The 24237-nt window shown below is 60.7% G+C and carries 22 protein-coding genes and 1 tRNA gene; 10 read left to right on the top strand and 13 right to left on the bottom strand.

The features are described from left to right. Window positions 1-169 precede the first annotated feature (169 nt). Window positions 170-874 carry a L,D-transpeptidase gene (locus IYX23_RS12660; protein WP_196393862.1) on the bottom strand — a complete coding sequence of 235 codons (705 nt, stop codon included), beginning with the start codon at window positions 872-874 and terminating at the stop codon, window positions 170-172. Window positions 875-1343: 469 nt separating this feature from the next. Here IYX23_RS12660 and IYX23_RS20645 point away from each other — a divergent pair, with 469 nt between their 5' ends. The 4 genes from IYX23_RS20645 to IYX23_RS12640 all read left to right on the top strand — a co-directional run bounded on the left by IYX23_RS20645 (window position 1344) and on the right by IYX23_RS12640 (window position 5840). Beyond that, window positions 1344-2828 carry an ATPase domain-containing protein gene (locus IYX23_RS20645; RefSeq protein ID WP_348643658.1) on the top strand — a complete coding sequence of 495 codons (1485 nt, stop codon included), beginning with the start codon at window positions 1344-1346 and terminating at the stop codon, window positions 2826-2828. After that, window positions 2825-4414: an ATP-binding protein gene (locus IYX23_RS12650; RefSeq protein WP_196393861.1), complete on the top strand. Its 1590-nt coding sequence runs from the start codon at window positions 2825-2827 to the stop codon at window positions 4412-4414. Before IYX23_RS20645 ends, IYX23_RS12650 begins: the two co-directional genes overlap by 4 nt. 140 nt (window positions 4415-4554) lie before the next feature. Next, window positions 4555-5058, top strand: a complete 504-nt coding sequence (locus tag IYX23_RS12645) for a TerB family tellurite resistance protein (RefSeq protein ID WP_196393860.1) — start codon at window positions 4555-4557, stop codon at window positions 5056-5058. Further along, on the top strand, window positions 5055-5840 hold the full coding sequence (locus IYX23_RS12640) for an SDR family oxidoreductase (RefSeq protein WP_196393859.1): 786 nt from the start codon (window positions 5055-5057) through the stop codon (window positions 5838-5840). Before IYX23_RS12645 ends, IYX23_RS12640 begins: the two co-directional genes overlap by 4 nt. A gap of 47 nt (window positions 5841-5887) precedes the next feature. Here IYX23_RS12640 and IYX23_RS12635 read toward each other — a convergent pair whose 3' ends face one another. The 4 genes from IYX23_RS12635 to mgtE form a co-directional block, all read right to left on the bottom strand. Continuing rightward, on the bottom strand, window positions 5888-6649 hold the full coding sequence (locus IYX23_RS12635) for a DUF4239 domain-containing protein (protein WP_196393858.1): 762 nt from the start codon (window positions 6647-6649) through the stop codon (window positions 5888-5890). A gap of 174 nt (window positions 6650-6823) precedes the next feature. Further along, the gene (rpmF, locus tag IYX23_RS12630; RefSeq protein WP_014891260.1) at window positions 6824-7012 is read right to left on the bottom strand and encodes a 50S ribosomal protein L32; all 189 of its coding nucleotides are present in this window, start codon (window positions 7010-7012) and stop codon (window positions 6824-6826) included. Between the two features lie 137 nt (window positions 7013-7149). Further along, a complete protein-coding gene (locus tag IYX23_RS12625) occupies window positions 7150-8157 on the bottom strand; it encodes a GH25 family lysozyme (RefSeq protein ID WP_196393857.1) in 1008 nt (335 codons plus the stop codon). Window positions 8158-8209: 52 nt separating this feature from the next. Then, a complete protein-coding gene (gene mgtE / locus IYX23_RS12620) occupies window positions 8210-9622 on the bottom strand; it encodes a magnesium transporter (RefSeq protein WP_196393856.1) in 1413 nt (470 codons plus the stop codon). A 20-nt stretch (window positions 9623-9642) separates the two neighbouring features. On the opposite strand from mgtE, the gene IYX23_RS12615 reads away from it, so the two are divergent. Further along, window positions 9643-10665 carry a polysaccharide deacetylase family protein gene (locus tag IYX23_RS12615; RefSeq protein ID WP_196394010.1) on the top strand — a complete coding sequence of 341 codons (1023 nt, stop codon included), beginning with the start codon at window positions 9643-9645 and terminating at the stop codon, window positions 10663-10665. A gap of 46 nt (window positions 10666-10711) precedes the next feature. Here the strand turns inward: IYX23_RS12615 and IYX23_RS12610 are convergent, their stop codons facing one another. After that, window positions 10712-11587, bottom strand: a complete 876-nt coding sequence (locus IYX23_RS12610) for a hypothetical protein (RefSeq protein ID WP_196393855.1) — start codon at window positions 11585-11587, stop codon at window positions 10712-10714. 245 nt (window positions 11588-11832) lie between these two features. Next, window positions 11833-12612, bottom strand: coding sequence for a class I SAM-dependent methyltransferase (locus tag IYX23_RS12605; protein WP_196393854.1), 780 nt, complete (start codon window positions 12610-12612; stop codon window positions 11833-11835). Between IYX23_RS12605 and IYX23_RS12600 the strand changes: the two genes are divergently transcribed. Both IYX23_RS12600 and IYX23_RS20640 read left to right on the top strand, forming a co-directional pair. After that, complete coding sequence (locus IYX23_RS12600; protein ID WP_196398850.1) at window positions 12590-13567, top strand: HTH domain-containing protein; 978 nt, start codon at window positions 12590-12592, stop codon at window positions 13565-13567. The two genes, IYX23_RS12605 and IYX23_RS12600, sit on opposite strands and share 23 nt — an antisense overlap. After that, window positions 13525-15435, top strand: a complete 1911-nt coding sequence (locus IYX23_RS20640) for a hypothetical protein (protein ID WP_196393852.1) — start codon at window positions 13525-13527, stop codon at window positions 15433-15435. Before IYX23_RS12600 ends, IYX23_RS20640 begins: the two co-directional genes overlap by 43 nt. A gap of 38 nt (window positions 15436-15473) precedes the next feature. Here the strand turns inward: IYX23_RS20640 and IYX23_RS12590 are convergent. After that, a tRNA-Leu gene (locus IYX23_RS12590) sits at window positions 15474-15558 on the bottom strand. A gap of 166 nt (window positions 15559-15724) precedes the next feature. Then, window positions 15725-15937, bottom strand: a complete 213-nt coding sequence (locus IYX23_RS12585; protein ID WP_196393851.1) for a hypothetical protein — start codon at window positions 15935-15937, stop codon at window positions 15725-15727. A gap of 249 nt (window positions 15938-16186) precedes the next feature. On the opposite strand from IYX23_RS12585, the gene lipB reads away from it, so the two are divergent. After that, a complete protein-coding gene (lipB, locus tag IYX23_RS12580; RefSeq protein WP_196393850.1) occupies window positions 16187-16924 on the top strand; it encodes a lipoyl(octanoyl) transferase LipB in 738 nt (245 codons plus the stop codon). Here lipB and bioB read toward each other — a convergent pair. Beyond that, window positions 16921-17904 (bottom strand): biotin synthase BioB, encoded by a 984-nt coding sequence (gene bioB / locus IYX23_RS12575; protein WP_196393849.1) that lies wholly within the window; start codon window positions 17902-17904, stop codon window positions 16921-16923. The two genes, lipB and bioB, sit on opposite strands and share 4 nt — an antisense overlap. Then, entirely contained in the window at window positions 17901-18437 is a 537-nt protein-coding gene (locus IYX23_RS12570; RefSeq protein WP_196393848.1) for a PTS sugar transporter subunit IIA, read from the bottom strand. The genes bioB and IYX23_RS12570 overlap by 4 nt, the downstream gene beginning before the upstream one ends. 163 nt (window positions 18438-18600) lie before the next feature. Here IYX23_RS12570 and ppc point away from each other — a divergent pair, with 163 nt between their 5' ends. Continuing rightward, complete coding sequence (ppc, locus tag IYX23_RS12565; protein WP_196393847.1) at window positions 18601-21411, top strand: phosphoenolpyruvate carboxylase; 2811 nt, start codon at window positions 18601-18603, stop codon at window positions 21409-21411. Between the two features lie 61 nt (window positions 21412-21472). Next, window positions 21473-21811 carry a rhodanese-like domain-containing protein gene (locus IYX23_RS12560; RefSeq protein WP_196393846.1) on the top strand — a complete coding sequence of 113 codons (339 nt, stop codon included), beginning with the start codon at window positions 21473-21475 and terminating at the stop codon, window positions 21809-21811. A 22-nt stretch (window positions 21812-21833) separates the two neighbouring features. Here the strand turns inward: IYX23_RS12560 and IYX23_RS12555 are convergent, their stop codons facing one another. Both IYX23_RS12555 and IYX23_RS12550 read right to left on the bottom strand, forming a co-directional pair. Then, the gene (locus tag IYX23_RS12555) at window positions 21834-22775 is read right to left on the bottom strand and encodes a c-type cytochrome (RefSeq protein WP_196393845.1); all 942 of its coding nucleotides are present in this window, start codon (window positions 22773-22775) and stop codon (window positions 21834-21836) included. Window positions 22776-22821: 46 nt separating this feature from the next. Next, window positions 22822-23979: a c-type cytochrome gene (locus tag IYX23_RS12550; RefSeq protein ID WP_196393844.1), complete on the bottom strand. Its 1158-nt coding sequence runs from the start codon at window positions 23977-23979 to the stop codon at window positions 22822-22824. Between the last annotated feature and the right edge of the window lie 258 nt (window positions 23980-24237).

Here is a 24237-nt window from a genome sequence, read left to right as displayed (position 1 = left end):
GGAAATGGAGCGAATTAGCAACGCGCTTCGTAAGGAGCGATCAGTTTGGCCTCCTGTGAAATCGGGCTGCATTGAGTAGCCTCAATTCAATCTCAGCTTGAGAACGTTGCGGCCTTGTTCTTCACGCGGCCGCCGCCGCCAGTGGGTGGACTGGAACTCAGGCCCTTACCTATGCCGGCAGCATGACCACCTTCGTCTTGACCGGCGTTCGCGAATAGAGGTCGATCATGTCCTGGCTGAGGAGGCCGGTGCAGCCGCTCGTGATGCCCTGCCCGAGCGTATCGGGGTCGCTGGTGCTGTAGATGGTGTAAACCGTGTAGACGCCGTTTTTATAGAGATACAGCACGCGGGCGCCGAGAGGATTCTCCAGACCTCCGGGCATGCCGCCGGCATATTTGCGCGCCTCCGGCTGGCGCGCCATCATCTCCTTGGGCGGCGTCCAGGTCGGCCATTCGGCCTTGCGCCCGACATAGACTTCGCCGCTCCACAGGAACCCCGGGCGGCTGACATTGGCGCCATAGCGGGTGGCCATTCCCTCGCCTTCGATGCGGTAAAGATGGAATTTGCCAGGATCGATGATGATCGTGCCGGGCGCTTCCTTGGTGTCATAACGCACTTTCTGGCGAAAATATTTCGGATCGACCTTGCTGATATCGACCGCCGGGATCGCGAATTTGTCGTTGGGAACCGGCCCGTAAAGCTTCGCCGCCTCGGCGCGCATCATGTCGTCGGGCGACACGCAACCGGCGAGCCCCGCCGCGCCGAGACCGGCGGCGGAGCCAACCAGAAAAGACCGGCGGTTGAGACGCCCCGACCGAAGCAGAGCTGCATCGCTTCTTTTGTCGGCGTTGACCAAGTCATCGTCCATAATCATGATTTTGGAGTTCCCATGTCCTGTTGCCGAGCAGAGAATACTCCGGCACAAACCCGCTGCACGTCTTTGCTGAGCTGAGATCCTGCCATCACTTGATTGTCGGAATGTGAATAAGTCGGCTTTGACCGGAAATTCCGGTCATTCTGTGGCGGCGATCGCCAGTGGCGACAAACCCACAGCATTCGGCCGCCCGCCGTCCGCTCATGATTCAGCAACGGTTGGAACTCCGGTCTTGATGGACGCGAGGCCGTTCTGATTGTTTTCAAGAATCATTCTTGATTGGGTCGAATGATTTATGACCCACACGCCCCCGGGCTGTCGTCGGCGCGTGGCGTCCGTGGCTTTGCAATGTGCGGCTCGCCCCTGCGCCGATTCCTCGACGGCGGCTGCGGACCAGTTTACATTGGAAAGCAACAACATCGAATACTTGCTATGATCGCCGTCCGTCACGATTGTCCGGAGCGCCACAGTGTCAGTGCCGATAGAGACAACCCCGCGTTTTGCGACAGGCGTTCCGGGGCTCGACAGGGTTCTTCACGGCGGACTTCCGCGCGGCGCTCTTATTCTCGTCGAAGGGGCGCCCGGCAGCGGCAAGACGACCGTGGCGCTCCAGTTCCTGATCCAGGCGGTTCGCGCAGGCGAAAGCTGTCTGCTCGCGACGAGCGCCGAGTCGCCGCACCAGTTGCGGTCGATCGCCGCATCGCACGGATGGAGTCTCGCTGGGATTAATATCACGGGCCTGTCGGAGCCGACCAGCGCGGAAGAAGGGCTCGATTACACGCTCTTCCCGGAAGCCGAGGTCGAGATCGGCGAGACGTTCGACCATCTTTTTTCCGAAGTCGAACGGTTCAAACCAAAGCTGCTCGTGCTCGATACGATCTCGAGTCTGCGCGTTTTGGCGCCGACGGCGGCCTTCCATCGGCGCCAACTGAAACGTATTCGCGACTTCATGGCGGCGCGCGACTGCACGACGGTGATGCTGGATGAAGCGTCGACGACGGAAAAGGATCTCCGCAGCAAAACTATGTCTGACGGCATCATCGAATTGCGGCAAAAACCGTCATCGTACGGGGCCGACCGACGCGCACTGCGCGTGAGTAAACTGCGCGGCTGCAGCTATGTGAGCGGATCGCACGACGTAACGCTCGCCGTTGGCGGGCTGACCGTGCACCCTCGCCTCGTCGCACAGAGCTTTCCGAGCCTCGTGGCGGCTCCGGCGCTCGACTCCGGCAATTCAGAGATTGACGCGCTTGTCGGCGGCGGGCTTCCGAGAGGTTCGAACACGCTCATCGCTGGGCCTGCGGGCGCGGGAAAATCAACTATATCCTCGCTCTACGTGATGGCCGCGGCCAGGCGCGGCGAGAAATGCGCCGTTTTTCTGTTCGATGAGAGCGAGGAGAGCTATATCGCTCGCAGCGAGGGACTGGGTTTCGACATGCGCGCCGAAGTCGAAGCCGGCCGCATTGAGCTCAGGCATCTTGATCCGGCCCAGCTGAGCGTCGGCGAGATTGCCGACCTGGTCGTGGATCGAGTCGAGAAGCAGGGCGTGAAACTCGTCGTGATGGACACGCTGAACGGCTATCTGCAGTCCGCGATGGAAGAACCGAGTGTTATTCTTCACATCAGGGAGTTGCTCTCCTATCCGAACCGTCGTCAGATTGTCACCATCATGACGCTGACACAGCACGGTATTTTTGGAATGGAGCTCTCTTCGCCGATGGACTTCAGCTTCCTGGCCGACAATGTATTCCTGCTTCGTTTTTTCGAGCTTGACGGCGCGCTGCACAAGGCATTTTCGATCGTCAAAAAGCGTAGCGGCCAACATGAGCACACGATCCGGAAACTGACGATGAGACCGGGCGGCGTCGAGGTCAGCGAGCCGCTTACCGGCTTTACAGGCGTCCTGACGGGGACGCCTGTGTATCAGGCTAAATCCATCGTTCCGAACCCATGATGGCGGCGGATGGCGCAGCGCAGGTCGTCCCCAAAGCCGAGGATAGCCTGCGGGTCCTGATTTTGACGCCAACGGGACGCGACGCCGCCCTCGCCGAAGACGCGCTCAATCGTAGCGGTGTTTCCACTTGCGTTTGCGGCAACGAAGAAGAGCTACGCCGGGAGATCGCGAAAGGCGCAGGCTGCGTGCTTATGGCGGAGGAGGCATTGCCGCGAGATCGCCGAGTGGCCTGGGATGATTTGATCGGTCCAGAACCGGCGTGGTCGCAGTTGCCCGTCGTGTTGCTTCTCGCCCGCGGCCACGCTCAAAAAGACCTGGCGTTGCTACGAAAGCTCGAAAAGCGCCCTAGCATCGGCTTCATCGAACGCCCGGTGCAAAAGCGCTCGCTGATCAGCGCGCTCAAGAACGCGATTGAAGCCCGTCGTCTGCAATACGCCATTCGCGATGCATTGGATGCGCTGCAGACCGCCAATCGCCGCAAGGACGAGTTCCTCGCCGTCCTGGCCCACGAGTTGCGCAATCCTCTCGCTGTGATTTGCGCGGCGATTCACATCAAGAAGCGGCGCTCATCCGACGCGGATAGCGACGGCATGCTATCGGCGATCGAGAGGCAGACTCAACAGCTCACGCGCATTGTCGACGACCTTCTGGAAGTTTCGCGCATCAGCCGCGGCAAGTTGGAGCTTCAGAAGGAGCGCGTGGATCTCGTCGCGCTCGTGCGCGAAGTATTTGAAAAAGGGGCCGACAAATTTCAAGCGGGCAAACATCGCAAACAGTTTCACGCGTCCTCGACAGAGCTTTTCATCGAGGGCGATCCCATTCGGCTCGGTCAGGTTTTTTCAAATCTTCTCAACAACGCGGCAAAATATACCGCAGACGTCGGCGAGATCGATGTAACGGTGACGCAGGACGGTCCTTCCGCGGTGGTCATCGTTAAGGATTCGGGCGTCGGCATTCCGCCCGAAATGATAACGCGCGTTTTCGACATCTTCACCCAGGTCGATCGCAATCTCGGAAGGGCTCAAGGCGGGATTGGCGTCGGCCTATCGCTCACCCGCAGTCTAGTAACGCTGCACGGAGGCACAATTGAAGCCCGAAGCGGCGGCGCGGGCATGGGCAGCGAGTTCATCGTCCGGCTTCCGTTGAGCGAAGCGCCGGTTGCGGCGAATGTTGAGGCTGCGCAAGACGCTGCGCCAGATGCGAGGGAGCGGCGCGCGTCCCCGACCAAGGTGCTGGTCGTCGATGACGACCAGCTTGTCGGCAAGCTCACGGGCGAGTTGATCGCCTCCTTTGGGATGGAGGTGCAGGTTGTTCCTGGCGGCGCCGAGGCGCTGGAAGTCATCCCGAAATTTCAGCCCCGCGTCATCTTTGTCGATCTCGGCATGCCCGGGATGGATGGTTACGAAACGGTGCGGAGGATCAGACAGCTTCCCGGCGGAGATTCGCTATTCGTCGCCGCGTTGTCGGGTTGGGGCCAGGCCGATTACCTTGAGCGAAGCGCCGAAGCTGGCTTTGACCGGCATTTCGTCAAACCGATCAAGATCTCGGAATTGGAAAAGCTTTTCGCCTCCGAGGCGCCTACCTAATCAGATGCGGCGCCGCATCTGCGCTCATGTCGTCTCGATTGGCTGGCCGGGATCGCCTACCCTTCCCACGCTACCCTTCTCACGCCCTCTGATCTATACGGATTTGCAACGCAGCTCCTGCCCCGGTAGCCTCGCCGCCCATGTTCTCAGCGCTCAAAAACTTCATCAACGACATCACCGGCGAGGCCGAGCGGCCCAAGTCCTTTGGGGCCGCGGACTATCAGCTCGCCGCCGCCGCCCTTCTCGTCCACATCGCCTCGGTTGACGGCGAATTCGACGACAAGGAAAGGGCGCGCATTCGTCAGCTCGTTGAGGCGCGATTCGGCCTTGAAGGCGACGCGGCGACCGAACTGATCGACTCCGCGCAGGAGAGCGAGCGCGACGCCGTCGACCTCTATCGCTTTACGAGCGTGTTGAAGCGCCGGCTCGACGAGGACGGGCGCCGCCAGATCGTCGGCATGCTGTGGGACATGGCGCATGCGGACGGCGCGGTGCATGAATTCGAGGAGAATGTCGTCTGGCGCGTCGCCGAACTGCTCGGCGTCTCGACGCGCGAACGCGTCGAGCTGCGCCGCGAGTTCCGCGAGGCCGCCGTCCCGGCGCCGACCGGCCCCTGGTCGCCAAGCAAGGGTGACGGCCAGTGACGCGCCCGGTCGCGGTCGTCACCGGCGCGTCCGACGGCATCGGCGCGGCGCTTGCCCGCATCTTCGCCGCCAACGGCCATGAACTTGCGATCGTCGCCCGTCGCGGCGACCGGCTGGAGGCGCTGGCCGACGAAATCGCCGCCGATGGCGCCGTCCGCCCGCTCCCGATCGAACTCGATCTCACAACTGAGGGCGCCGCTGAGACGCTGTCGCAGCGGCTGGCGGAGGCCGGCGTCACGCCGCGCTACCTCGTCAACAACGCCGGCTTCGGCCTCATGGGCCGGGCGATCGAACTCGACGCCGCCGAACAGCTCGCGATCGTCGACCTCAACCTGCGCGTGCTCACCGCGCTGACCTTGCGCTTTCTGCCGGCGATCGTCGCGGCGAATGGCGGCGTGCTCAATGTCGCCTCGGTCGCGGCCTTCATGCCGGGACCGGGCTTTGCCGTCTATTACGCCACCAAGGCCTATGTGCGCTCGTTCAGCGAAGCGCTGTCGCAGGAATTGAAGCCGCTGGGGGTGAAGGTCGCGTGCCTGTGTCCCGGCCCGGTGCAGACCGGCTTTCAGGCGCGCGCCGGGTTGGATTTCTCCGGCTTCATGACGGCGATAAAGCCGGCGATGCTGCCGGCGTCGGAAGTGGCGCGCCAGGGCTATGAGGGCCTCATGGCCGGCAAGCGCGTCATCGTGCCGGGCCTCGTCAACCGGATGTTCGTTTGGGGCGCGGCGGCGACGCCGAGGGCGCTTTTGCTGCCGCTGCTCGCGACGGCTCAAAAGCGGCGCTGATCAACGCTGGCGGGATCTGTCGGGCAAAGTCAATATCTAACTATAACCTAACCCATCTTAATAATATCGACTGCAGATTTCAGCGGGTCGGTGGGAACGGTGAAAAATCCCTGGAAGGGCCGATCGAGCTCCACCAGCAGAAAGATCGCCCCGGAGACGCATAGGGACGCGGTGACAAGCCCAAGCGCCGCGGTCCAATGGTGGTGCGAGATGACGCCGAAATTAAAGAAAACTGTCACGAGCAAAGCGATCAGGAATATGACCACCTCCAGCGGTATATTGGCGTTCAAGTCGCTATAAATCTTCCATCTTATGCCGGTGATTTCTTGTGTTAAATTAAGCGCGGCCGTCTTCGCCCATGATTTTTTCTGATCTTTGTCTTCCAAAGAGAGCACTGCTTCACGAAATGAATCGATCTTGGCTTTTTTAAAAGCTTCTTTTTGGTCGATGTAATTTCCGCTCGCGACCTGCAACAGATCAATTTGACCCTGCAAAGCATTTATTATTTTTGTTCTGGCTCCGTTGGCTTCGTCGCCATACAAATCCAACACGCGATGCAATAAAATAACCTTGGACGCCTGCGTTCTGACCTCGTCAACTTTCTTATCAAAATTGTTTTTTGCCGTCACCAATAAGAAGCCGAGACATACTGCAAGCAGTGAAGCAATCATGTTTCTCACGGCTTTGAACTGATCCCTTGATATGCCATCAAGCCAGCTCTCGTGCAGGTGTAAAGTAATGGCAAAGCCAAATATGCCTGCAAGCAATGTCGCAAAAAAAGTTGTGATAGCGATATCGATGCTATTCACGCGTATTTCCTCCGCACGATCCTGCCCGGCAAGGACGCCTTTTTGCAGAAGACGCCAATGCCTTCACGGGGCCGGAAGCATCCCCGAAAATGATCTGAATCCAGCCCCCAATTGACTGGTTCAACAAAAAAAGCGAGCCGCGCGGCTCGCTTTGATTTCTAACGGACGGAGCGACTATTCCTCGACGGATTTCGGCTTCAGCACCTGACGGCCGCGATACATGCCGGACTTGAGATCGACGTGATGCGGCCGGCGGAGCTCGCCGGAATCCTTGTCTTCGATATAGGTCGGCGCCTTGAGGGCGTCGGCGGAGCGACGGAATCCCCGCTTCATCGGCGAGGTTTTTCTCTTCGGAACGGCCATTTATTCTCTCTCTGACGGAAGGCCGCGGACGGGAGCGCCGCGCGGCGAAAACTGGCGTTGCGCCTATACGCGAAATCTCGCCCCATGGCTACCCCGGCGACGGCCATTCAAGGGCGATCGGGCCCGGCGGCTTTCCCCTACTGGACGGCGGCCGGCGGGACGGGCGCGCTCGCCGCCTTGTCATAGGCGTTCTTTTCGCCGCCCGACAGCATCGCCGGATCTTCCTCGATGAGCTGCTTGCCGCCGCGATCGTCGGCGGGCCGCGCCGCGACCGGCGCCGCCGCCAGGCCGGTCTGATGCGCGAGCCAGCTTCGCCAGTGATCGGCTGAGCCGTTGAACGTGTTCTGGTCGACCGCGCCGGTGATGCCTGGCACGCGCCCGTCCGAGCGGTACTGCCAGAACGTCCAGTTGCGGTCGCCGTAGCGAACTTTGGGATGGTATTTCGTCGAGCGGACCCAGATCGGATATTCGGACAGAGCGTCGGAGTGAAGGATCGCCTGATAGAAGTCGACCGAGGAATAGATGATCGGCTTCTTGCCGTAATGGCGCTCCATCTGCGTAAGCATGTCCTTCATGTCGCGCAGCACTTCCTCGCGGTAGAGCGTGCGTTTGCAGGTTCCCGACGTCGGCGTCGCCTCGACATCGAGCACCGGCGGCAGCGCGTCGGGCTCATTCGGCACGACGCTGGCGAAATTGCCGATCTCTTCATGCGGCCGGCGGCACCAGTAAACGAAGTGATAGGCGCCGCGCGGCACGCCGGCGGCCTTCGCCGCCGCCCAATTGTAGGCGAATTTCGAGTCGACCCGGTCGCCGCCTTCCGTGGCCTTGATGAAGGCGAAGGAGACGCCCGAGTCCTTGACCTGCTCCCAGTCGATATTGCCCTGATATTTCGAGACGTCGATGCCGTGGACGGCGAATTCGGCGCTGCGCGTCGCCGGGAATTTATGGAGATCCGTCTCCGGCACGGCGTAGGCGAGAAAGCTCGGGTCGCGCTTGGGATTGATCAGCGGCGCGCTGGTCTGGAACCGCGGCCGGCGCGAAAAGCTCGGATCATAGGAGCTGCCGCAGCCGGCAAGGGTCGCCGCAGCCGATACGGCGCACACGAGGGCGGAGGAAAGCAGGGGAAAATATTTGAACGGGCGCATTTCGCCAAATTATCTCCGCAGGCGGTAACGGAGCGTAAACGCCCCAAACGCCTCAACCCAAATGGAACCACATACTGGCGATTGTAAGGAAGGCCCCGTAGCCGACCACGTCGGTGATGGTCGTCACGAAAGGCCCCGAAGCGACGGCAGGATCGAACTTCAGCTTGTCGAACGCAAGCGGCACGACGATGCCCCCCAAGGCGCCCGCGACGAGATTCGTGAACATCGCCATGGCGATAACAGGCCCAAGCCCAACATTATTGAACCAGTTGGCGGCGACGACGCCGGTCACGAGACCAAAGGCCGCGCCATTGACCGCGCCGATGGCCAGCTCCCTAAAAATAATCCGTATGGCATTGGCGCGGGTCAGCTCGCGGGTGGCGAGCGCCCGCACGGCGACGGTCATGGTCTGGGTTGCGGAATTGCCGCCCTGTCCCGCGACAATCGGTCCCAGCACCGCCAGCGCCACCATTTGCTCCAGCTGCAGCTGAAAGTGCTTGAGCACGCTGGAGGTGATGAAGGCGGTCAGCATATTGACCGAGAGCCAAGTAAAGCGGCTCCGCGCGATCCACCAGAAATTGTCGGTCAGCTCTTCTTCGGGGTTCACGCCGCCGAGCGCCAGGATCTCGTCCGACGCCTGCTCCTGAATGACGTCGACGATGTCGTCGATGGTGAGAACGCCGACGAGCCGTTCGGATTCATCGACAACCGGAACGGAAACGAGATTGTAGCGCTCGAAGAGCCGCGCCGCCTCGGCGCCGTCCTCGGTCGCCTTCACCCGCCGCCGATCCTCCTGCATGATGTCATCGAGCCGCACGCTTGGCTTGGCCCGCACCAGGGCGTCGAGGAAAACGGTTCCAAGCAGACGGTAGCCAGGATCGACGACGAAGACTTCAAAAAAGCTCTCCGGCAGATTCTCTTCGCCGCACTCTCGGAAAAAATCGAGGACGCGTCCCGCCGTCCAGAAGGGGGGCGCGGCAACAAAAGTCGTCTGCATCAGGCGCCCGGCGGAATCCTCGGGATAGTCCAGCGAGCGGCGCAGAACGATCCGCTCCTGCGCTGGGAGCGCATCGAGGACCTCGGCCTGTTCTTTCGGCTCCAGACCTTCGAGAATGGCGACGGCGTCGTCGCTTTCCAGTTCGCGCACGCCCTCGATCAAAGTCTCGACCGGGAGTTCCTCGAGGATGTCCTCGCGGGTCGCTTCGCCGACCTCCATCAGGGCGGTAAAGTCGAAGTCCGCGCCCATCAGCTCGACGAGGCGCGGTCGCGCCTCGTGGCTTAAGAGCTCCAGCAGAGCGCCAAGGTCCGCCTCATGCAGGTCGCCGACGAGTTCGTGAACGCGCTCCGCGTCGCCCAGCGCGATCGCGCCTTCGACGTCGAGAACGAACTCCCGGCTGAGAGACGCCTCTCCGCCGTCGCGGAAGTCCTCGGCGGCGGTCGCCGTATCTTCATGATCGAGCGGCATTGGCGGTCCCGCGCTATATTATGGTGGCGCTCTTAACCCGAGGGCGCGAGAAATCAAACCGGCAAGCCGTCATGACCGCCATTTTTCTATTGCTGAAAAGATCCAAAGCGACAGTCGACGCTCCCCTCCTGCGGTTCGCGCTTATGCTGCTGGCGGCTCTGTCCGTCGCCGGCTTTTTTTGCGCGCCGAACGACGCGGCGGCTGCGGAACGGACCTGCGGACCCGACGCGCTTGGCGTGTCGCGCATCATCGAAATCGACCGCGGCAAGGGAACGGCGGTCGGCCTGCAAAGCTATCCGCGCACGCTCGATTTGCGCGACCATGAGGTGGTGCTGACGTTCGATGACGGACCGGCGTCTCCCACGCCGCAAGTGCTCGACGCGCTCGCCAAGGAATGCGCGCGCGTGACCTTCTTTCTGATCGGCCGGAATGCGGAAAGCCTGCCCGCTCTGGTGAAGCGCGCCGCCGCGGACGGCCACACCATCGCTCACCATTCCTACAGCCATCCCGACAAGACCCTGAGGCTGATGAACGAGGAGGCCGCAAAGGCCGACATCGACAAGGGGATCGCCGCCGTGAACAAGGCGCTCGGCGCGACGGCCGCGCCCTTCTTCCGCTTTCCCGGCTTCGCCGATACGCCCGCGCTCGTCGCCGACCTCACGGCGCGCGGCTACACTATCTTCGGCTCGGATTTGTGGGCTTCGGACTGGTCGCATATGACGCCCAAGGCCGAACTCGATCTCGTGCTGTCGCGGCTTGAAAAGAACCGCAAAGGCATCGTGCTCTTCCACGATTCGCAAGGGATCACCGCGCAGATGCTGCCGGAATTTCTGCGCGAACTGAAGAAACGCGGCTATTCGCTTGTCCACATGGTTCCGGGCGACGCGCCGACCCCGATCGTCGCCGCCGGTTCGGATTGGACCTCGACGACAGAGCCGATCATCGCCAAAACGCTTGGGCCGAAGGCCAGGCAGGCGCCGCAGGCCCATGAGCATGAACATGAGCATGGCGCGCAAGAGCCGCCGAAATCCGGCGAGCCTTAGCGCAATGTGATCGAGAAGCGCGTTCTAAGGCTGCGGGAGGCGCCGCTTAGCCGCGATCGCAGATATATGTGCTCTTTGAACCCCAGCAGGATCCGCTCTTGTAAACATTTCCGAGATTTTTGCCGCCGAGCGCCGCAGACCAGCTTTTTCCCCTGGCCGGAGAAAGCGTCAGCGTCTGACCGGAATATTGGAAGATCACCGCGCCGCCTTTTCGCGAGATCTGACAGACGCCGCTGTTGAGCACGCGTCCCGAAATTCTGACGTAGCATTTGCCGGTTCGCGCTTCGGACGCGGGCGGCTCCTGTTCAGCCGCGACGTTCGCCGTCGCCGACGAGTCATCTTGCGCCCCGCGGCGCGCCGATCGGCGCTTTCCCGCGATGCCGTCGCTGAGAAATTCCGGCTCGAGTTCGAGGTTGGCGATGGATGACGCGAGCGGGTTCGACGCTTGCGCGCCCGGCGCCGATTCCGCGCCGTCCTGCGTGAGTGCGGCGCGTTCTGGCGTCGCTGTGGGCTCCACCGGTCCGGCGATGATCGAGGGCGGCTGTTCCTGCGATCGCAAATTGGCGGCCGGCGCCCCCGGATGCGCTTGGCTCGGCGCCCCGCGCGGCGCGGAAGGCGCTATTTTTTGGGGCGCCATTGAATCTGCGGGATCGCCATTTTGCGGAAGTTCGCCCCAGAAGGCGGAGCCGACAACGATGGCGGTGCCGATGACGACAAGCGCCGCGGCGCCAATGTAGAAGAAGCGCTCGACCCTTTCGAAGTTGCGATCGGACGCCGTTGCGTAGGATTGGCGGCGCGAACCCGCCGGCCGCGGCGACGCCGCGCGCCAATCGCCTTCGATATCATGCCAGGCATAGCGGGCGCGCGTCTCGATAGTGTCGGCCTTTGGCGGCGGCCTGCGGTCTCTTAACGACACAGCCATGCTTCCCTCTCCGGGCGCCGTCGAACCAAAGAGCGGCGTCGAACGCCTCGCGTCTGCGCACAAGGCGCGCGGCGCGCTCATTTGCGAAGATCGAGCAGGCGGCTTGCACTGACCAAGCGCCAGCGCAACGATATTACAATGGGGAATGTGGCTGATGTTTGCCCGCTGCGGCGCCGCAATCGGCCGTGCGAAGCCCTTCCTCTGCAGCAGGGTCTTCGCTGCAGAGGCCCGAATTTATCGAGATTTCATGGCTTGATCGCTTTGCACGCGAGGATCATTGGTATCGCTCTTGCTTCGACCATGATCGCACTAGATTCGACGTCGGCGAGACAAGGTGCCGGCTCAACGACGGCGTCCACCAGTAACCCCTCCTTCGCAAGAGCCTGTAGTATCGTCGATAGGGCACGATGGTACAGTCGAAATGGCTGTCCAAGCCACGTATAATCTCTCGGGCCTTCGTCAAAGTATTTCGTGACGACCCAATTTGGATCTGATGGCGCTGGTCTACAGTTAGGATTACTGGTTCGAATTGGATGACGCTGAGAAAAAACTAGCGATCCTCCCGGCTTTAGAAGGCGCACCACTGTTTTTAGAAATGAGGGCAGCTCAGGTATGAAATGCATGACCATCGAACTGATAATTGTATCAAATAGATTTTCACCCGCCAAACCGTCAATGGTCGTTGAGCTAAAACTCAATTGGGGATGAGAAAAATTCGACCGAGCCTTTTCAATCATTCCATATGAGCTATCAATCCCCCAAACATCTTCAGCACCCAGTTCCGCAATTCTTGCTGCCAAATTGCCAAGTCCACGACCTACATCCAAAACACGCCGTCCTTGGACCGGGCCGACGAGCTCAAGAATTGTTGGCTCGTCAAGTCGGCGATTCACGCTATCCAATGCATGACGGCGATTGGCAAACCGCCGGATAAAACTTATGCTGTCAAAGGAGGAACCGGCAGAATCCGCTGATGCAACCATTTCTTGATCTCTGTGGGTGATGCATTTGAAAAACGCATACATAGACGTTGCACGCCAGATTATTCGTGAAGTCAAGGTGCCTATGCGTGCACACACGATTGTGCACGAGGCAGCGCTGCGCCAATTGCTACCTTCTCATCTCAAGGGAAAAACCCAGCATAAGACGATGGGTGCGCGTCTTAGCGAAGATATTCTGCGCAATGGAGTGAAGTCTCTTTTTTTTAGAACGCGACCCGGTGAATTTTTTCTTCGGGAGCTGCTTTGTGATCCAACTGTTCCAAGAGAGTATAAAAATATAATTATTGCGCGGAGACGATCCAAACAACTCCACAGAGAAATGGTCTTGACGATCCCCAGATCCGTTCTTGAACGGGAAGGAGTTTCCGGATTGGTTGAAGATACCGATCATGTACTAGCAATTTTCAAGAACGCCGATTTGGCGTACGTGGACCGAAAACGTGCTGAGGCCGATACTACGCGAAAACAACTTGTGACATACATTTTAGTGATTCGTGGGACCAAGGTTCTCTCTTACCGTCGTGGGCGGTATTCGTCAGCAGCCGATGAAATCAGAGGCGCACGAAGTATAGGCTTTGGCGGGCACGTGTCGGACGTCGATACCGACCTATGGTCTCCCGAGTTGTTTGGAATTACAAATAACTCTGTTCGTGAATTGGCCGAGGAGTTGAACCTAGCCAATGACTTTCGTCTGAGGCGCGGCGGAAAATTTCAGTTGCATTCGTTCCTGAATGTTGACGATACGGAAGAAGCGTCCCGGCACATTGCAGCAATAGTACTATATTATTGCCCGAGCTTTTATGAACCAAAAAAAGGTGAGCTTTCAATTAACGATTTGCAGTGGCTTAGCATAGATGCTTATCCAAATAAAATTGATGATTTCGAGCTCTGGTCACGCCTGCTAATTGATAGATTTATAAAGGAAAGTACAGATAAGTGGAGCAGCAGGAGTTGGATCACGTGGACAGCCCATTCTTAGATCGATTTTCAACGACCGGTGGAAAGCCGATTTTCCTGCATTTTCTAAATCGTGAGTTACATGATGCGGTGGGCAAAAGAGTTCATGACGCTTTATATCTGCAAACTGTGCGCTCTTGCACGGTGCTACATAACGAGCCCATGTTTGCCAACATTTCACAACAAATTGAGACAGCAGATATACATTCTGCATTGATGTCAGAATTGATATTACTTAGTAAGCAGCCAATATTCTTGCCTTATAGTGATTTCGATAGGATCGAAGAGTTTTTGCAGTCCCGGCGCGCGCTCTATCAACATGATCGAAATCGTTATCCCATATACTTCGATCATGCGGCAATTAGAGCATGCGGGGAACTAACGCCTATAAAGCAGGATACTGGAAATACAACGAAATATATTTCGGATTCAGTCAAGAAATGGAGCCATTCTCAACCGAATGACGTAGAACGTCTCATCACCAAGTTGGACTCATTTAGTTTGAGGGCGTTGTCCGAGCAAATCGGGTCTATATGCGCGCGAAGCGAAGGCCGAGCAATGACCTACGCCACATTTCGAGAAACGGAATTGGGGAAAACAATAAATCCTCAAGAGGAGGGTGCATTAAGGCGTGCCTTAAGTGGCCTATATGTCAATCACTACGTTAAAAACTTCCGTGCACTAACAATCTTGGGTCTTCCTAGTATCGAGTATTTTGACACAAAACATAACGAGCCAATGCTTTGCAACAGCACTATAGAATTCATAATGCGTTTTACTGGTTTGCATTCGTACTTAAACAAGAGTAGTTCATACGCTGTTAATGAACGGATTGAGTATTATGATTCGACTGAAAAGATGGAGCTCCATTACGCTACGAAAAGACTATCTGTAGCAATTAGGCAATTAAACAGCGGAGGACCTCTTCGCAAGATAAACTGGGAAACAATGAACAAGGTTGTCAGAATCATGCTAGACGCGGCCGGGAGACTTCCTGAGCAGAGCCGCCGAGCGACATCTTATCCAGAAGCGTTAAAAAACGCCGCGCAAAGAATTAATGGGATGTGTAACATGATAAAGAGGGAAGAAGAAGGCGTCAGATCAGCGCTTAGCAAGTCAGATAGCGCTATCGGACGCCTGCTAATTGCTACTGCTACAGATACAGAGGACAAAATTGCGCTGAACGTGCTTAATCGACATGAGATAAGCGTCGTGGACGTTGATTTTAATGGTCGTAGTTCGATCAGGTATTTTGGTATTCATCGCGGGGTGGAAGTGTTTCATGTAAGAAGTTCGTCCGGCAGTGGCGGGCCTTCGGGGGCGCAAGAAGTGGTTGGCGAGGCCATTGATCGCATACGGCCAAATTTCATTATTTCTGCAGGTATTTGCGCTGGTTTGGTTCCGTCCAAGCAGAAAATTGGCGACATAGCAGTTTCCACTGCGCTCAGGGATTACGAGGCACAACGCGTGGGGTCCGGTGGATTTTTTGACAGGCTTTTGGGTCGAGAAACAATCATTCCTAGGGGACCGCGCCCTGATGCCGGACCGTTGTTATTGGACAGGGCGAGGCACTGCTATTCGCAATGGGGCGGAGCGAAAGTTCATTTTGGAATTTTCCTTTCGGGAGATAAGCTTGTGGATAGTCAGAAATTTCGAAAAGCCGTCCTTAAGATTGAGCCTGAAGCAGTAGCGCTCGAAATGGAGGGTGCTGGCATCAGCGCTGTGGCAGCGAGGCAATTGAAAGAATGGATTATAGTAAAGGGAATTTGCGATTTTGCAGCATCTAAAACCAAAGATCATCAGGAGATCGCTGCTGAGAATGCATTTGCATTTCTTACTGGCATGATCAAGGCCGGTGGTTTGTCGGCCGTGCCCTATGGCAATATGTGAAGGCTCAAAATAGCCACGCATCGAGATAAATTCGATATTGGTGCGGCCGAGAGGACTCGAACCTCCACTGGTTGCCCAACTAGCACCTCAAGCTAGCGCGTCTACCAATTCCGCCACGGCCGCAAGGACGCTCCGCTTAACGCGAAGCGCCGGCGCGCTGCGTCTAACAAATCGGCTCCCAGATGACAAGCGGCGAACGCGTAACCGCCCGCTCTTTGCTCGTTAGGACGCGCCTTACATTTGCGGCGCGCCGATCGCCTTGGCGGGACGAATTTCTCTTTTGTGACTTTCAGGCGGTCGCAAGCACTTCACGAAGCGTATGCCCGACTTGATCCTTAATGACGCAGATGGTGGCCTTTTGATTGTCATAGAAGACATCGCGCATCATTGTTTGCCCATAGGCGTCCGCGAGCGCCGCCGTCTTTACACGACGTTTCGTCGCATTTAGAGAAAGGCGTTGGCCGGCGGCGTCGATTGCGAAAAACTCGAACAAGTAAACCATTGCGTTCTCCTGCTTTGCGCTAATCATTGCACGTAGTTGCGACCGGCGCGTGAATGAACAAGGGGATAGAATTGAAGCTGAGCCGCGACCAGACATCCAATTCAACGCGGTTGTTACGGTCGCTTTTCGAGAAATTCTTGCGCTTATACAGAGGCTGCTCGCGAAACGCTCTAGGCCTGAAGCAATCGCCGAGATTCAGTTTCGTCGGAACGTGCGTCTCGCGGCGCTTGATGGGCTTCGTTCGGCCGAATGACTGAAACGCCTTGTCCGCCTTCTAGCGGCTCCCTAGACGCCGTCATGCGTCTGCGCCCTGGCGCGCCGCCGGTCGAATGGCGCGTCAGCGACGATCTCGTCCCCTATGAGGAGGCGGTGGCTTTTATGGAGGCGCGGGCCGCGGCGATCGCTTCGGGCGAGGCGCGCGAATGCGTCTGGCTGCTGCAACATCCGCCAATCTACACCGGCGGCTCCTCGGCGAAGGAGCAGGATCTGCTCGAGGCGCGCTTTCCCGTCTACCGCACCGGACGCGGCGGGCAGTTCACCTATCATGGGCCAGGACAGCGCGTCGCTTACGTCATGCTCGATCTTTCGCGACGCCAACGCGACGTGCGCGCCTTCGTCTGCGCGCTTGAATCATGGATCATCGCGACGCTCGCCGATTTCGGCGTCACGGGCGAGCGGCGCGCCGGGCGCGTCGGCGTCTGGGTCGAGCGGCCGGAGAAGGCCAAAGGACGGGGCGGCGAAATGGCGGAAGACAAGATCGCCGCCATCGGCGTGCGCCTGCGGCAATGGGTGAGCTTTCACGGGATCGCGCTCAATGTCGCGCCGGATCTGACGCATTTTTCCGGCATCGCGCCCTGCGGCGTGCGCGAGTCGCATCTTGGCGTCACGAGCCTCGCGGACCTCGGCGTGGCGGCGGACATGCCTGCCGTCGACGCTGCGCTGCGCAGGAATTTCGAGCTGATCTTCGGCCCGGCCGAGGACTCTTAAGGCGCGGTGGGCGCCCGCCCCTCGCGCGCCGCAAGAGCGGCGAAGAGCGCATCGTCTTCATTGACGCCGGCGTTGCCCGTCGTCAGCAGCTTCTCGCCGTAGAAGATCGAATTGGCGCCGGCGACGAGGCAGAGAATTTGCGCTTCGCGCGACAGCGACGAGCGGCCGGCCGAGAGCCGCACCCGCGCCTTCGGCATCACGATGCGCGTGGTCGCGATCATGCGCACGAGATCGAGCGGGTCGATCTGCGCGCGCCCGGCGAGCGGCGTGCCCTCGACGGCGACCAGCGCGTTGATCGGCACGCTTTCCGGATGCGGATCGAAAGACGCCAGCGTCTGCAACATGCCGGCGCGATCTTTCACGCTTTCGCCCATGCCGATGATCCCGCCGCAGCACATCTCGAGACCCGCGCCGCGCACGGCCTTGAGCGTGTCGAGACGGTCCTGATAGGTGCGGGTGGTGATGATCTCGTTGTAGAATTCCGGGCCGGTGTCGAGATTGTGATTGTAGGCGGTGAGCCCGGCCTCGACGAGGCGCTTCGCTTGCGACTCATTGATCATGCCGAGCGTGACGCAGGCCTCCATGCCGAGCGCGCGCACGCCGCGCACCATGTCGAGCACGGCGTCGAAGCGCTTGCCCTCGGGCGCGGAGCGCCAGGCGGCCCCCATGCAGAAGCGATCGGCGCCGGCCTCTCTGGCGGTCTTTGCGGCGCCGAGCACCTCCGCCGTCTCCAAGAGATCGACGCGGTCGAGCTTCACCTCGCGGTGATGCGCCGATTGCGGGCAATAGGAGCAGTCTTCCGGACAGCCGCCGGTCTTGATCGACAGCAGCGCCGCCTTCTGCACGTCATTGACGTCGTGAAAGCGGCGATGAACGGCGTTCGCCTGCGCGACGAGATCGAGCAGCGGCTGATCATGGATCGCGACGATCTCTTCGACGCCCCAGTCGTAGCGCAAGGAGAAGTCCGCAGGCGCGTTCACGCCGGACCTCCGGCGTCGCGGCTTTGCGAACGATGCTGGGAGCGCGCGGCGAGTCTGCGCTGCGGCGCCTCCTTCTCAGACGTCTTCTGAACGCCCGCCGCGCTCTTGCGACCGCCACGCAATGCGGCATAAGCGACGAAAAGCGCCATCGCGACGTCGAAGGCCGCATTGGCGACGACGAAGGGCGCGGGGGCGAATTGCGAGGCGGCGCCGATATAGTGAAAGTAAATCGCATAGAGCGGATGCAGCGCGAGGCCCGCGACGACCCACCAGGGCGAGCCGATGATCGACATGCCGGCGAGCGTGCCGAAGACGGCGACGCCGGTCATTTCAAAGCCGACCCAAGGGCCCGGCTCCTCAGCGCGGAAGGCGAAGCCGACGTAGAGGAAGCACAGCGCGATCAGCGCATAGGCGGCGATCCGCTGGACGGCCGCGCCCGACCACCTGCAGAACGCGAGGAGGCCCAAGGCAAAGACAAGGCCGACCCCGGCAAAGATAAGAATTTCGGTTGTATCGAGCATGGCTTTGACCATTAGCGACGCAAATTACGGAGATTAGGCGGATCGCATCGTCGCCGACGTCTATAAGCGGCCGAGCCGCCTCGAACAAGTGCCGCGTCGAAATGGCGCCTAAACCCTGCTATAGCTGACCGAGAGGCGCCTTGAGGCGCGGAAAGTTTAAAGGTCGCGATAGATCATGCAGCTTGAAGCGCAGGCGCAGGAAAAGCTCGTTACGACCGCTGCGGCGGCGGGCGCCGATCCCGAACCCTTGAAGGGCGACGAATCCCTCATCGAGGACATTCGCCTGCTTGGGCGCCTGCTGGGCGACGCGGTTCGCGAACATGAGGGAGCCGCGGCCTTCGAGCGCATCGAAACGATCCGGCGGCTTTCCGTGGCCGCCAGCCGCAACGGGGACGCCGAAGCCGACAGGAATCTCGACGCGTTGCTGCGCGCGCTGACGGCGGAAGAGGCGCGCACCGTCATCCGCGCCTTCAGCTATTTCTCGCATCTTGCCAATATCGCCGAAGATTTGCATCCGCTGCAGCAGCGCGCCCGCGCCCAGGCGAGCGGCGCCTTCACCGGGGCGCCGAGCCTCGCCACGACCTTCGCGCGTCTGCGCAAGGCCGCCGTCGGCGCCGGCAAGATCGCTCAGGCGCTGGCGCGCGGCTGGATTTCGCCGGTGCTGACGGCGCATCCGACGGAAGTGCGCCGCAAGAGCCTGCTCGACGCCGAACACGCGATCTTCAAACTGCTCGCCGCACGCGAACATATGCGCGGCAAGGCCGAGCGCGCGCAAAACGAGATGCAGCTTCGCGCCCGCGTCTCGCAGCTCTGGCAGACCGAGCTGTTGCGTCACTCGCGCTTGACCGTGCGCGACGAGATCGAGAACACGCTGAGCTATTATCGCAGCACCTTTTTGCGCGAGATCCCGCGCCTTTACGCCGACATCGAACAGCGTCTCGAAGGACTGCGCGTGCCGCCGTTCCTGCGCATGGGCGCCTGGGTCGGCGGCGACCGCGACGGCAATCCGAACGTGACGGCGGAGTCGCTTTCGACCGCCCTGCGCATGCAGTGCGAAACCGTGCTGCGCTTTTATCTCATCGAAGTGCATGAGCTCGGCGCGGAACTTTCGATTTCGCGGCGTTACGCCGGCTGCACCAAGGCGCTCGAAGCGCTTGCGGTCCGTTCGGGCGACGACAATCCGCATCGGGACGATGAGCCCTATCGCCGCGCGCTCATCGGCGTCTATTCGCGCCTCGCCGGCACGCTGGAGAAGCTGACCGGCGGTCAGGCGGCGCGCCACGCGGTCGCGCCAGGCGAGCCTTACGCCAATTCATGGGCGCTGCTCGCCGATCTCGTCACCATCGATGAATCGCTGCGCGTGCATCACAGCGAGGTCATCGCCACGCAGCGGCTCGAGCCGCTGATCCGCGCCGTCGAAGTCTTCGGCTTTCACCTCGCGACGCTCGATTTGCGGCAAAGCTCCGATCGGCACGAGGAGACCATCGCCGAGCTTCTCGGCGTCGCCCGCGTCGTCGACGATTACGCCGCGCTCCCGGAGGTCGAAAAGCAGCAGCTGCTGCTGAGGCTGCTCAACGATCCGCGGCCGGTGCGCCTGCCGGGCGCGACATACAGCGACCGCGCCACGAGCGAACTGACGATCATGGAACGCGCGCGAGAGATGCGCCGGCTCTACGGCGACGAGGCGATCCGTCATTACATCATCAGCCACACCGAAACGGTGAGCGACCTCCTTGAAGTTCTGCTGCTGCAAAAAGAATGCGGCCTGATGCGGGGCACGCTCGATCCGCGCGACACACAGACCGTCGTCGCCGATCTCATCATCGTGCCGCTCTTTGAAACCATCGAGGATCTGCGCAACGCCGCGCCGATCATGCAGGAGTTTTACGCTCTGCCCGGCATCCTCAAGCTCGTCGTCAATTCCGGCGGGCAGCAGGACGTCATGCTCGGCTACTCCGACTCCAACAAGGACGGCGGCATCCTGACCAGCATCTGGGAGCTCTACCGCGCCTCGACCGCGCTTGCGGAATTTTTCGGCCCACTGCCGAACGTCGCCCTGCGGCTTTTCCACGGACGCGGTGGAACCGTCGGACGCGGCGGCGGACCGAGCTACGACGCCATTCTCGCGCAGCCGCCCGGCACGGTGAACGGGCAGATCCGTCTGACCGAGCAGGGTGAAGTCATCGCGGCGAAATACGCAAATCCGCAGATCGGCCACGTCAATCTCGAACTGCTCGTCGCGGCGACGCTCGAGGCGACGCTGCTCTCCGCGCACAAGACTCCGGCGCCGGAGTTCCTGGAAGCCGCCGAAGAATTGTCGCAGGCCGGCATGGCGGCCTATCGCGGCCTTGTCTATGGGACCGAAGGCTTCGTCGATTTCTTCTTTTCGTCGACGCCGATTTCGGAAATCGCCTCGCTCAACATCGGCTCGCGTCCGGCCTCGCGCAAACCGTCGCGCCGCATCGAGGATCTTCGCGCCATCCCGTGGAGCTTCTCCTGGGCGCAGGCGCGCGTCGCGCTGCCGGGCTGGTACGGCTTCGGTTCGGCGATCGCGCATTTCATCGAGAAGGACGAAAAAGCGCGGCTCGCGCTCTTGCGCCGGATGAGCGAAGAATGGCCGTTCTTTCGCGCGCTGCTCTCGAACATCGACATGATCCTGTCCAAGACCGACATGTCGATCGCGCATCATTACGCCGGACTCGTCGAGGACAAGGCGCTTGCCGCGCGCATTTTCGGCATGATCGAGGCGGAGCATGCGCGCGCGAATGACGCGCTTGAAAAAATTCTCGGCTCCAAGGAGCGGCTCGCCGACAATCCGACGCTCGCGCGCTCGCTGAGGCACCGCTTCCCCTATATCGCGCCGCTCAACTATCTGCAGGTCGAACTGATCCGCCGCCATCGCGCGGGGGAGCGCGGCGACGACATTCGCGAAGGCATCCTGATGTCGATCAACGGCATTGCGGCGGGCTTGCGCAATACGGGATAGGCGAGCCCTGACAACGCGCCAAAATTCATCATGCGAAGGATCGATCGGAGGAATAAGCGTCATGAGCGCAGGCAACCAGTTCAATGACATCAGTCTGGAGGAGTTGAAGTCAGGACTTGCAACAGGGCGGGTCTTGCTTGTCGACGTGCGAGAGGCTGAAGAATATGCGGCGGGCCACATCGCCGGCGCGCTGTTCAATCCGCTGTCGAAATTCGATCCGAGCCAGCTGCCGGTCGCCGGCGAGGGCCAGCAAGTGATCATCTATTGCCGCTCCGGCAAGCGCTCGGTGTCGGCGATGGAGCAGGCGCGGCTCTTGGGCCGTCGCGACGCCAACACGCATTTTGGCGGCGGCATCCTCGCTTGGCTCAGCGCCGGCGAACCCGTCGTCCAGGGCATGTAAGCGCTCAGACGGCCGCGCAGCTTCAACGCAGGCTCGCGAGATAGCGCGACAGGGCGAGCAGTTCGCTATCATTGAAGATGTCAAAGGCCGGCATCAGATTGCCGGGCTTGATGTCTTGATTGTGCTTGATCCAGCGCGCGAGGGAGGCTTCGTCCGTCGCGAGGATCGCAGCGCCGATCGAGATCCTGCCGCCCACATGGGTTAGATCGGGCCCTATCCTGCCGGCCGCAGGCGTTCCGCGGATTGTGTGGCACGCGCCGCAGCCATGCGAAAGAAACAGCGCCTTGCCCTCTCGCGTCTCCTGCGTTGCGGGCTCCTGCGCTGGCTCGAACTCCCGCAACCGCCATTCGTCATATTCATTCTGCGGCATCGCCACGACGTTGAACGCCATCAGCGCATGCGCCCCCCCGCAATATTCCGCGCATTGGCCCCTGCTCACGCCCGCTGTCTCGGCGCTCAGCGTCAGCACGGTCTTGCGGCCGGGAATCATGTCGAGCTTGCCGGCCAATCTCGGCGCCCAGAAACTATGAATGACATTATCGCTGGAAAGTTCGATCTCAACCGCGCGGCCGACCGGAATCCGCAACTCATTGGCGCTCTCCACCGCCGACGGGCCGTCCCGGTAGATGACGCGCCACCACCAGCGCTCGCCGGCCACCTCTATTCCAATCGGCGCGGCGGCCGTCTTTCCCGGCCCTGCGCCCAGCAGAATCAGTCCGTAGACGAACAGCGCAGAGAGCGTGACGACGGGGAAGATCAGCCCGCCGGCGAGCACGACAGCGTCGTCGGCCAGGAATGCCCGCCGGCGCGTCGGCGCAAATAGCGCGATCGCCGTCACGAGAATGACGGCGAGCAGGATCGCGCCGCTTCCCGCCGTCATCGCCCAGAACAGGCGCGCAATATGGTGCGCCTGCGGTCCAGCCGGCGAGAGCGTCGATTGAACGCCGTCACATCCGGCAAGCATGACGCACGCAGCTGGAGCGGCCAGTTTAACGCGACTGGATCGTCTTTTATCGCGCACGGCGTCCTCGACGAGGTGAAGGCGGCGACGGCGGCGCGGGCCTTTCGGCGGGCCTCGCCGCAACACTCGCGAAATATGCGGCGACGTCTCGCGCCTGCTCGTCGGTCAGACGCGACGCGATCGCCCCCATAATCGCCCCATATCCCGTCTTTATGCGCAGCCCTCGTTTCCACAGTTCGATCTGGCCGACAATATAGGGCGCATACTGGCCGTCGAGCTTTGGAAAGGACGGCGCGCGCGTATCGCCGTGGCAAACCAGACAAGCCGGAACGCCCGACCCTGGAACGCCTTCTGTCGCAATCTGCTTGCCGCGCGCAATTTGATCGGCGTTCGATTCTATCGGCGGCGCGCTTGGAGCGAGGTTGGGCGCGCCCGCGTAATATGCGCTCAGCGCCGCGATCGCGGCGTCGTCCAGCGCCACGGCGATCGGCTCCATGATTCCGCTCGACCTTAATCCGCCGGCGAAATCGCGCAGCGCGCGTTCGACATAGGCCTGCGACTGTCCGGCGAGGCGGGGCACGAGCGCGCTTCTGGGCTGCGCATCGCCCCGATGGCAGCGCACGCACCGCGTCAGCGCCTCCATTGTCATGCCGTTCCGGGCGATCTCAGCGCCGTCATTCGGCCGCGCCTCGACGTCGCCGATGGCGAACAGCCGATATTGGCCCTCGCTCATCTGCGGCAGCGCGCGCAGAAAGGCGACGACAGACCACACTTCGTCGTCGCGTTGCTGCGCGACCCACGCCGGCATTCCGGTGAATTTCAGACCGTGCTTGACGATCCAGAAGAGCTGCTCGGCCGACCAATCCGACACGGCGCGGTTGAGTTCGGGCGGCTCTGGGAGCATGCGATCAACGATCGGGTCGCTGCGCCCCCCCGGCGCGCCGTGGCAAGACGCGCAGCCTCCGTCGAAATGGCCGGCGCCGAGGATCACCAGATCTTTATCATCGAGCGTCGGCGGCGTGATGGGGGCGCTGTGCGTCGCAACGGAACGCCGCAAACCAAAGTCCAGGAACCAGCGCGTGAGCGCCCAATGAGGCTGGCTGGCCGCGACGTTGTAGAGACCCGACCACGCGAAGAACAGGACGGCCAAAGCTAGAACGAGGGCGACCCCGACTACGGCGAGTAGAGCTTTTCCGGCGAACGCCACCTGGCGTCACCGCCGCGCTGCGCCGGCGCATCGGGGGCCAGTTGCGTTTGACTGTTCGGTTCTCTCCATACCGATCTCCCCACTTGGCGCTAGCCTGGCAGCGTCGCCGACGCAGTAGCGTCTCGACGCAGTAGCGTCTCGACGCAGTAGCGTCTCTAAGAGAGATAGGGCTGGAACACGAAGCGATCAGCTCGCAAGCGCAGGCCTCGCCAGATTGCCTTAAGAGGCCGTCGCGGCAGAAAGCGTTCCTCGTTTGGC

This window comes from Methylocystis sp. L43, from assembly GCF_015709525.1.
In the GTDB taxonomy this organism is placed as follows: Bacteria; Pseudomonadota; Alphaproteobacteria; order Rhizobiales; family Beijerinckiaceae; genus Methylocystis.
The sequence above is the reverse complement of the archived record's forward strand: the minus strand, read 5'-3'. Positions and strand labels throughout refer to the sequence as shown.

Coding starts and splice junctions, on each gene's coding strand:
- IYX23_RS12645 (WP_196393860.1), top strand. CDS start 4,555: ATGTTCTCAGCGCTCAAAAACTTCATCAACGACATCACCGGCGAGGCC.
- IYX23_RS12605 (WP_196393854.1), bottom strand. CDS start 12,612: ATGTATGCGTTTTTCAAATGCATCACCCACAGAGATCAAGAAATGGTT.
- ppc (WP_196393847.1), top strand. CDS start 18,601: ATGCAGCTTGAAGCGCAGGCGCAGGAAAAGCTCGTTACGACCGCTGCG.
- lipB (WP_196393850.1), top strand. CDS start 16,187: ATGACTGAAACGCCTTGTCCGCCTTCTAGCGGCTCCCTAGACGCCGTC.
- IYX23_RS12625 (WP_196393857.1), bottom strand. CDS start 8,157: ATGCGCCCGTTCAAATATTTTCCCCTGCTTTCCTCCGCCCTCGTGTGC.
- IYX23_RS12660 (WP_196393862.1), bottom strand. CDS start 874: ATGATTATGGACGATGACTTGGTCAACGCCGACAAAAGAAGCGATGCA.
- rpmF (WP_014891260.1), bottom strand. CDS start 7,012: ATGGCCGTTCCGAAGAGAAAAACCTCGCCGATGAAGCGGGGATTCCGT.
- IYX23_RS12570 (WP_196393848.1), bottom strand. CDS start 18,437: ATGGTCAAAGCCATGCTCGATACAACCGAAATTCTTATCTTTGCCGGG.
- IYX23_RS12610 (WP_196393855.1), bottom strand. CDS start 11,587: ATGGCTGTGTCGTTAAGAGACCGCAGGCCGCCGCCAAAGGCCGACACT.
- IYX23_RS12650 (WP_196393861.1), top strand. CDS start 2,825: ATGATGGCGGCGGATGGCGCAGCGCAGGTCGTCCCCAAAGCCGAGGAT.
- IYX23_RS12560 (WP_196393846.1), top strand. CDS start 21,473: ATGAGCGCAGGCAACCAGTTCAATGACATCAGTCTGGAGGAGTTGAAG.
- IYX23_RS12585 (WP_196393851.1), bottom strand. CDS start 15,937: ATGGTTTACTTGTTCGAGTTTTTCGCAATCGACGCCGCCGGCCAACGC.
- IYX23_RS12615 (WP_196394010.1), top strand. CDS start 9,643: ATGGTGGCGCTCTTAACCCGAGGGCGCGAGAAATCAAACCGGCAAGCC.
- IYX23_RS12600 (WP_196398850.1), top strand. CDS start 12,590: ATGCATTTGAAAAACGCATACATAGACGTTGCACGCCAGATTATTCGT.
- IYX23_RS12555 (WP_196393845.1), bottom strand. CDS start 22,775: ATGCTTGCCGGATGTGACGGCGTTCAATCGACGCTCTCGCCGGCTGGA.
- mgtE (WP_196393856.1), bottom strand. CDS start 9,622: ATGCCGCTCGATCATGAAGATACGGCGACCGCCGCCGAGGACTTCCGC.